This is a genomic window from Staphylococcus sp. 510 (assembly GCF_057219715.1).
The window spans coordinates 118,262-125,269 of record NZ_JBXVVK010000009.1; the positions used below are offsets into that span (position 1 = coordinate 118,262).

Below are 7,008 nucleotides of genomic sequence, written 5' to 3' on the forward strand. Positions count from 1 at the left end.
AGAATTAATGTCAATTTATGATTTAAGTTATTTTAGTAATAATTTACGGTGGATTAATTAAATTGATATGTTATACTATTGAAATGTAAAGGCTTACATTATAACTATCTGGAGGGATTAAGTATGTCGATTGATACATACTCTGAAACGACAAAAATTAAACAATTATTAGAAAAACCATCAACGAAGTTTCAACTATCAACAACTCAACTTTACAATAAGATCTTAGATAATAATGAAGGTGAACTTACTGAATTAGGCGCTATTAACGCAAGCACTGGTAAATATACTGGTCGCTCACCAAAAGATAAGTTTATCGTTACTGAACCTTCATATAGAGATAATGTAGATTGGGGAGACGTCAATCAACCTATCGATGAAGAAACATTCTTAAAACTTTATAATAAAGTATTAGATTACTTAGGTAAAAAAGATGAACTATATGTGTTTAACGGCTACGCAGGTAGTGATAAAGATTCACGTTTAAAATTAACTGTCATTAACGAATTAGCATGGCATAATTTATTTGCACATAATATGTTCATTCGTCCTGAATCTAAAGAAGAAGCAAAATCAATCAAACCTAACTTTACAATTGTATCAGCACCACATTTTAAAGCTGATCCTGAAGTTGATGGTACGAAAACTGAAACGTTTGTCATTGTATCATTTAAGCATAAGGTTATTTTAATCGGTGGCACAGAATACGCTGGTGAAATGAAAAAAGGTATCTTCTCAGTAATGAACTACTTATTACCTATGCAAGATATTATGAGTATGCATTGCTCTGCTAACGTAGGAGAAAAAGGCGATGTCGCATTATTCTTTGGGTTATCAGGTACAGGTAAAACAACGTTATCAGCTGATCCTGAAAGAAAATTAATCGGTGACGATGAACATGGTTGGAATAAAAATGGTGTGTTCAACATTGAAGGTGGTTGCTACGCAAAAGCGATCAATCTTTCAAAAGAAAAAGAACCACAAATTTATGATGCTATTGAATACGGCACTATCCTAGAAAACACAGTCGTTAAAGAAGATGGTACTGTTGATTTCGATGATAATAAATTCACTGAAAATACAAGAGCGGCATACCCTATTCATCATATTGATAATATTGTATTACCTTCAAAAGCAGCACATCCTAATACGATTATCTTTTTAACTGCAGATGCATTTGGTGTGATTCCTCCAATTTCAAAATTAACTAAAGATCAAGCAATGTATCATTTCTTAAGTGGATTCACGTCTAAATTAGCAGGTACTGAACGTGGTGTAACTGAACCAGAACCATCATTCTCTACTTGTTTCGGCGCACCATTCTTACCACTTCATCCAACTGTTTATGCAGACCTATTAGGTGAATTAATTGATAAACATGATGTTGATGTGTATTTAGTTAACACTGGATGGACTGGCGGAAAATATGGTGTTGGTAGAAGAATTAGTTTACACTATACACGTCAAATGGTTAACCAAGCTATCTCAGGTAAATTAAAAGATGCAGAGTTTACAAAAGACTCAACATTTGGTTTAAATATTCCAGTTGAAATCGAAGATGTACCAAAAACTATTTTAAATCCTATTAATGCTTGGAGCGACGCTGAAAAATATAAAGCACAAGCAAATGATCTTATCCAACGATTTGAAGATAACTTCAAAAAATTCGGCCCTGAAGTGGAACATATTTCTGACAAAGGTGCTTTCAATAAATAAAAGTAAAAGCGCGGCAGATTTAAATCTGCTGCGCTATTTTTTGTTTGTTTCTATTTGAGTCATCCATTTATGTATATACGTTAAAGTTTCTTGCAAAGCAAATGGTCGAGGTACATGTCCTTCTTCCATTTGATAACATGTATCATAAGGTGCACCAATATCTTTCAATTGTCGTTCTAGATAATAAGCTTGATGAATACCTACCTGTTTATCTTTACCACCATGTACAATTAAAATCGGTGGACTTTGCGGTGTAATATATTGTATCGCTTCTCTAACTTCATATGCTTCATGATCTTTTTTAGGATGTCCTACCATTCTTCTCAACATCCCTCTTAAATCCACACGCTCTTCATACATTAAATGTATATCAGAAACACCACCCCAAATGATATAACTATCAACTGGTAAATCTTGAAATGTTAGCAAGCCTTGCAACCCACCACGAGAAAATCCAATCATATGTATAAACGTGTAGGGATATTTTGAATGTAATATGCGTATAAGTTCAGTGACATCATTTAAATCTCCTCGATAAAACTCATCTTTACCTTCACTACCATTATTACCTCTATAATAAGGACCTACAACAAGTGTGTGCTCATTGGCAAATTGCATTAAACGAGCTGCTCGTACCCGACCAACTTGTCCTTTTCCGCCTCTTAAATAAACCACGATTCGATTAACTTTACTATATGGTGTCATCACTAGTGCTTTCACTTTTAGATGATCAACATCATAAGTGATTTCATCAAACTGGTGCGTAGCTATTTCAATCGGCATTCTTTTCATTTTAATAAAGTCCAAGTGAAGTCACCCTTTCAAAACAGTGTAAAATGGCGTCATCTTGTAGCAAAAAACTACGTTCACTATATGGTATGTCTTTAATAGAAGTAAAAAGACAAGGGCCATCTGTTTCTAAATAGTCAGTTCGATTGGCTAAAGATGAAACTTGAATAAAATAAACATCTTTGACGAACCTAGTGGCATCGTTAGTTTTCACAGTATATTGAGCAATATACTGCATTTCTTCTACATATGCGCCGGTTTCTTCATATAATTCTCGTTGGATAGCATCAATACTTGATTCTCCATGTTCTCTTTTGCCGCCAGGAAATTCAATACCTCTATTTTTATGTCTAGTAAATAATAACTTCCCTTGGTATACTGGTATTGCAAGAACGTGATTACCTGTTGGATTATCTGTATTCGCTTTATATGTTAACTGCACTTCTCTTTGGTCTTTATCTAAAAACTTCAAGTACATCACATTCCTTTATAATATGTTAAAATAACTGTATTCAAAATTCTGGTTGGAGGCTTTTTTATGAAAAAAATATTTCTAGCCTTGATACATTTTTATCAACGCTATATATCTCCATTAACACCACCTACTTGTCGCTTTTATCCTACATGTTCAGAATATACGCGTGAAGCCATTCAATATCATGGTGCTTTCAAAGGATTATATTTAGGTATTCGACGCATACTCAAATGCCATCCACTACATAAAGGTGGCTATGACCCAGTACCGCTTGCTAAAAATAAGTCTAAACATCACCATTAATACATTCTAATTTACTTCTATCAACTACTGGGGGGATGAATGCAATCATTCCCTCTTTTAAAATACCTTCATTTTCCACAAAATCATTTTCAAAATAATAGCCTGCTGGCGTCACATCTCCAGGATAATCACCATATTGAGATAACATCGCAGTAAAATATCGACTCAATCCATATTCGTACATACCACCTACAACAATATTAATACCCCTATTTTTTAGATAATCAATGGTTTCGATAACACGGTCAATGCCACCTAATCTAAACGGCTTGAGTACGACCGTATCAATTGGATAATGCGAAACAATATACTGAATATCATCAATTGATGTAGCTTTTTCATCAATAGCAATAGGTAATTGAGGTTCATCATCAAACTGTTTTAAGGTATTAATATTAGCAAATGGTTCTTCTATATATAATATGTTCTGCTTAGTATTTTTATTTATTTCTTGGTATTGATTGATATCGAGTGACTCATTTGCATCGATGACAATATCAAATGGAAATTCTAATGACTTTAATTTATTAATATCAGAAATTAATTGATTTGAATATTTCAATTTTATACGTTTAGGTTGCGTTTGCTTTAACGTCGCAAATTGGGCATCGCTCCATCCACTGACGGTAGCACCATATTCAACCTTAAATGCTTTAAGTTTATAATACATTTGATATAACGCCATGACAACTGTACTGCGGGCTGCCGGACAATGATTTAATGTATTCAATAATGCCTGCCATTCTTCAAACGAATGTACATCTTTATTTTTTATTGATACAAACCACTGTTCAATCTGTTGTTTAACCGATGATATGGTTTCCTTATCATACCATGGTGTTTTAAAGGCATTGCACTCACCAAAATACGTATCACCTGTATCAGTAATCAGTTCGATAACTAAACATTCTCTTTTGTCTAACGACACTTTAGGTGTCACAATAGGTGATTTAAATGCCTGACTATATAAATAAAACTTCAACTCATTTATCTTCATTTTTTGATTCCTTAGACATCACTTTATTTCTTTGTAGTTTACCTGTTGATGTATATGGTAATTCATTTACTTCATAAAAGGCTTTAGGTATTTTATATTTAGCTAAATGTGTGGAGAAATGTTGCTGTAAATCATTTTTATCAACATAGTCTTGGGCGATATAATATAGTACCGGTACTTGACCCCATGTGTCGTCATTTTGACCGATACATACGGCGTCTTCAATTTCAGGAAAATATTTAGCTACAGATTCAATTTGATATGGATAGATATTTTCTCCACCACTAATGATTAAGTCTTTACGACGATCATAAATCATAACGAAGCCATCATCGTCAATTTCAGCAATATCACCTGTTTTAAAAAAGCCATCTTCAAAGGTATCTGTTAAATTAGAAGGATATAAATAACCATTCATTACATTTTCCCCTTTTATAAGTAATTCACCGTGACCATTTTGATCAGCATCTTTAATTTTAACTTTGACATTATCACTCGGTTTTCCAACTGTATCATATCGTTGAGCCAACATATCTGGTGTCGCAGTTAAAAATTGTGAACATGTTTCAGTCATTCCAAACGAATTATAAATAGGCAAGCGATACTCTAAAGCTTGTTGAATTAAATTAGAAGAAAGCTTTGCGCCACCTAACAGTATCTTTTCTAATTGATAAGGCTTTTCTAAACCGGCATCCATTAACCATTTTAATGTTTGTGGTACAAGAGACACATGAGTAATATCTTCATTTTTAATTATATCAAGCATATCTTCTGTATTATATTTCTCTAATAGTCTGACAGTAAATCCTTCCATCACACTACGTAATATCACACTCAAACCTGATATATGATAAATCGGGAGTACAGATAACCATTTAGATTGTAGACTATAACCTAAGCTCCTTTTACATCCTTCTGCACTTGCTAGATGATTCTTAAATGTTTGAGGCACAGCCTTTTGTGGACCTGTCGTACCCGACGTAAACATGATTGATGCGATATTTTCTAATTTAAAAATATTCATTTGATCTTCTATTTGATTTAAAAGCTGAATTTCCTCAATATTGTATATATTAAAACCTTCTAATTCTAAAGATGTCGTTGTGATAATTGTATTAACATCGATTGAATTCATTTGAGCAATCATTTCATTAGTCGTTAAGCGAGTATTAATCATCGCAATTTCAATATTAGCAAGCCAACATGCATGTATTAATATCAATGATTCAATTCGATTGTTAATATGTAAACCAATTCTTGACTGAGCTAATTGTATTAAATGTTGTGAAAGTACATGCGCTTCATCATATAAAGCTTTGAATGTAAGCGAGCGTTGTCCATCAGTCACAGCTATTTTGTTTTTATTCTTGATAGATTGTTCCTTTAACCAAAAGTCCACGAGTCATTCCTCCATTTATGATTACATATTTAATTATAACGATTTTAATAGCATCTATCAGTGTTCAAATCTTAAATTTCTAATAAAGTATGTAGAAACAAATGTATATCTACACCTTCGCATTCAAGAATGTCCTTTTAAAGGATAAAAACTACATCTTGGGAAAAACGTATATAAAATAAGAAAAAAACACCAAAAAAGATTTATATTAAAGATACAAATTATAGGAGGTGAATCACAATGCAATTTATCACAGATCTTATCAAAAAAGCAGTAGATTTCTTCAAAGGTTTATTTGGTAACAAATAATCTGCATCATGATCATCCTGGAACTCAAGTTCCATAATCCTATGGCCCTAAAGCATACCTTATCGTATCGCTTTAGGGTTTTTCTTATATGTTTGATATGCTATATGTGGATATAGTTTTATTTAATTGATAGACAAAGTTTGAATGAAGAAAATTATATATTATAAATATTATCGTTTTTAAGATACTTAGATATGCTTTCATCTAAAACGTTTGGAATTATTAATAGCCATAAAATAATTGCAATGTTTTCAAAATCAATTGCAATTTTCAAAATCAATCGTGAAATATCTGATAAACTTAACCCCTCCTATTTTTAAAATTCCAAATTTGGTGATACTAACACTTATTATATTTTTAAACAGTGTCTCATAATCATATTGACTTATTCTTATAACTTTCATTTGATTTTATCCATAAAAAATAGAGATTGAAGTAGTACTACTTCAATCTCTATAATATAATTTTTTGTTTATTTGTAAAAATTCTCATGATGTATCATTTTAAATTTAAAAAGCAGGATAAGTATAAAACTCAATCCTGCAAAATACTATGATATTCAATTATCGCCTAGCCTCATAGTTGGCTGGCTACTGTGTTCAATGTATTTCGTTTTAATAGTCCACGCACTGTCGTTGACTTATATATATTATAACATTTTTATTTTATTTCTCAAGATATAATTCTAATGTTTTTATTTCTTTTTTAACGTTGTGTGGTTGTCTTTCTTTATGGTCTTCAATTTTTGATTGGGCAACTTTACTCACTTTTATTATAATTTAGACTTTCATTTAAATTCTTTTATCCTCAAATTAATGCCTAATTTAAAAGAAAACAAAAATAAGCCTAGAATGGATTAAAACCATTCTAGGCACTTTTACGGAGAGTGAGGGATTCGAACCCTCGAGACGCTTGTGGCGCCTACACACTTTCCAGGCGTGCTCCTTCGGCCAGCTCGGACAACTCTCCATCATAATATGATAAATAAAAAAACAGAAGCGATATTTCACTTCTGTTTGT

Annotated in this window: 7 protein-coding genes and 1 tRNA gene; 3 read left to right on the plus strand and 5 right to left on the minus strand. The window is 32.2% G+C overall.

The window, feature by feature from the left end:
- Positions 1-123: 123 nt before the first annotated feature.
- A complete protein-coding gene (pckA, locus tag AC2D8K_RS08580; RefSeq protein ID WP_002452128.1) occupies positions 124-1,716 on the plus strand; it encodes a phosphoenolpyruvate carboxykinase (ATP) in 1,593 nt (530 codons plus the stop codon).
- Between the two features lie 33 nt (positions 1,717-1,749).
- On the opposite strand, the gene AC2D8K_RS08585 is transcribed toward pckA, so the two are convergent.
- Positions 1,750-2,499 carry an alpha/beta hydrolase family protein gene (locus tag AC2D8K_RS08585; RefSeq protein ID WP_172852446.1) on the minus strand — a complete coding sequence of 250 codons (750 nt, stop codon included), beginning with the start codon at positions 2,497-2,499 and terminating at the stop codon, positions 1,750-1,752.
- Positions 2,500-2,509: 10 nt separating this feature from the next.
- A complete protein-coding gene (gene ytkD, locus AC2D8K_RS08590; protein ID WP_002452126.1) occupies positions 2,510-2,983 on the minus strand; it encodes an RNA deprotection pyrophosphohydrolase in 474 nt (157 codons plus the stop codon).
- Positions 2,984-3,043: 60 nt separating this feature from the next.
- Here ytkD and yidD point away from each other — a divergent pair, with 60 nt between their 5' ends.
- On the plus strand, positions 3,044-3,283 hold the full coding sequence (gene yidD / locus AC2D8K_RS08595; RefSeq protein WP_002452125.1) for a membrane protein insertion efficiency factor YidD: 240 nt from the start codon (positions 3,044-3,046) through the stop codon (positions 3,281-3,283).
- On the opposite strand, the gene menC is transcribed toward yidD, so the two are convergent.
- Entirely contained in the window at positions 3,267-4,280 is a 1,014-nt protein-coding gene (gene menC, locus AC2D8K_RS08600; protein WP_002452124.1) for an o-succinylbenzoate synthase, read from the minus strand. The two genes, yidD and menC, sit on opposite strands and share 17 nt — an antisense overlap.
- A complete protein-coding gene (gene menE / locus AC2D8K_RS08605; protein WP_002452123.1) occupies positions 4,267-5,679 on the minus strand; it encodes an o-succinylbenzoate--CoA ligase in 1,413 nt (470 codons plus the stop codon). Before menE ends, menC begins: the two co-directional genes overlap by 14 nt.
- A gap of 240 nt (positions 5,680-5,919) precedes the next feature.
- Here menE and AC2D8K_RS08610 point away from each other — a divergent pair, with 240 nt between their 5' ends.
- Complete coding sequence (locus AC2D8K_RS08610) at positions 5,920-5,988, plus strand: epsilon family phenol-soluble modulin (RefSeq protein ID WP_100066984.1); 69 nt, start codon at positions 5,920-5,922, stop codon at positions 5,986-5,988.
- A gap of 880 nt (positions 5,989-6,868) precedes the next feature.
- Here the strand turns inward: AC2D8K_RS08610 and AC2D8K_RS08615 are convergent.
- Positions 6,869-6,957 (minus strand) — tRNA-Ser (locus AC2D8K_RS08615).
- Positions 6,958-7,008: the final 51 nt, after the last annotated feature.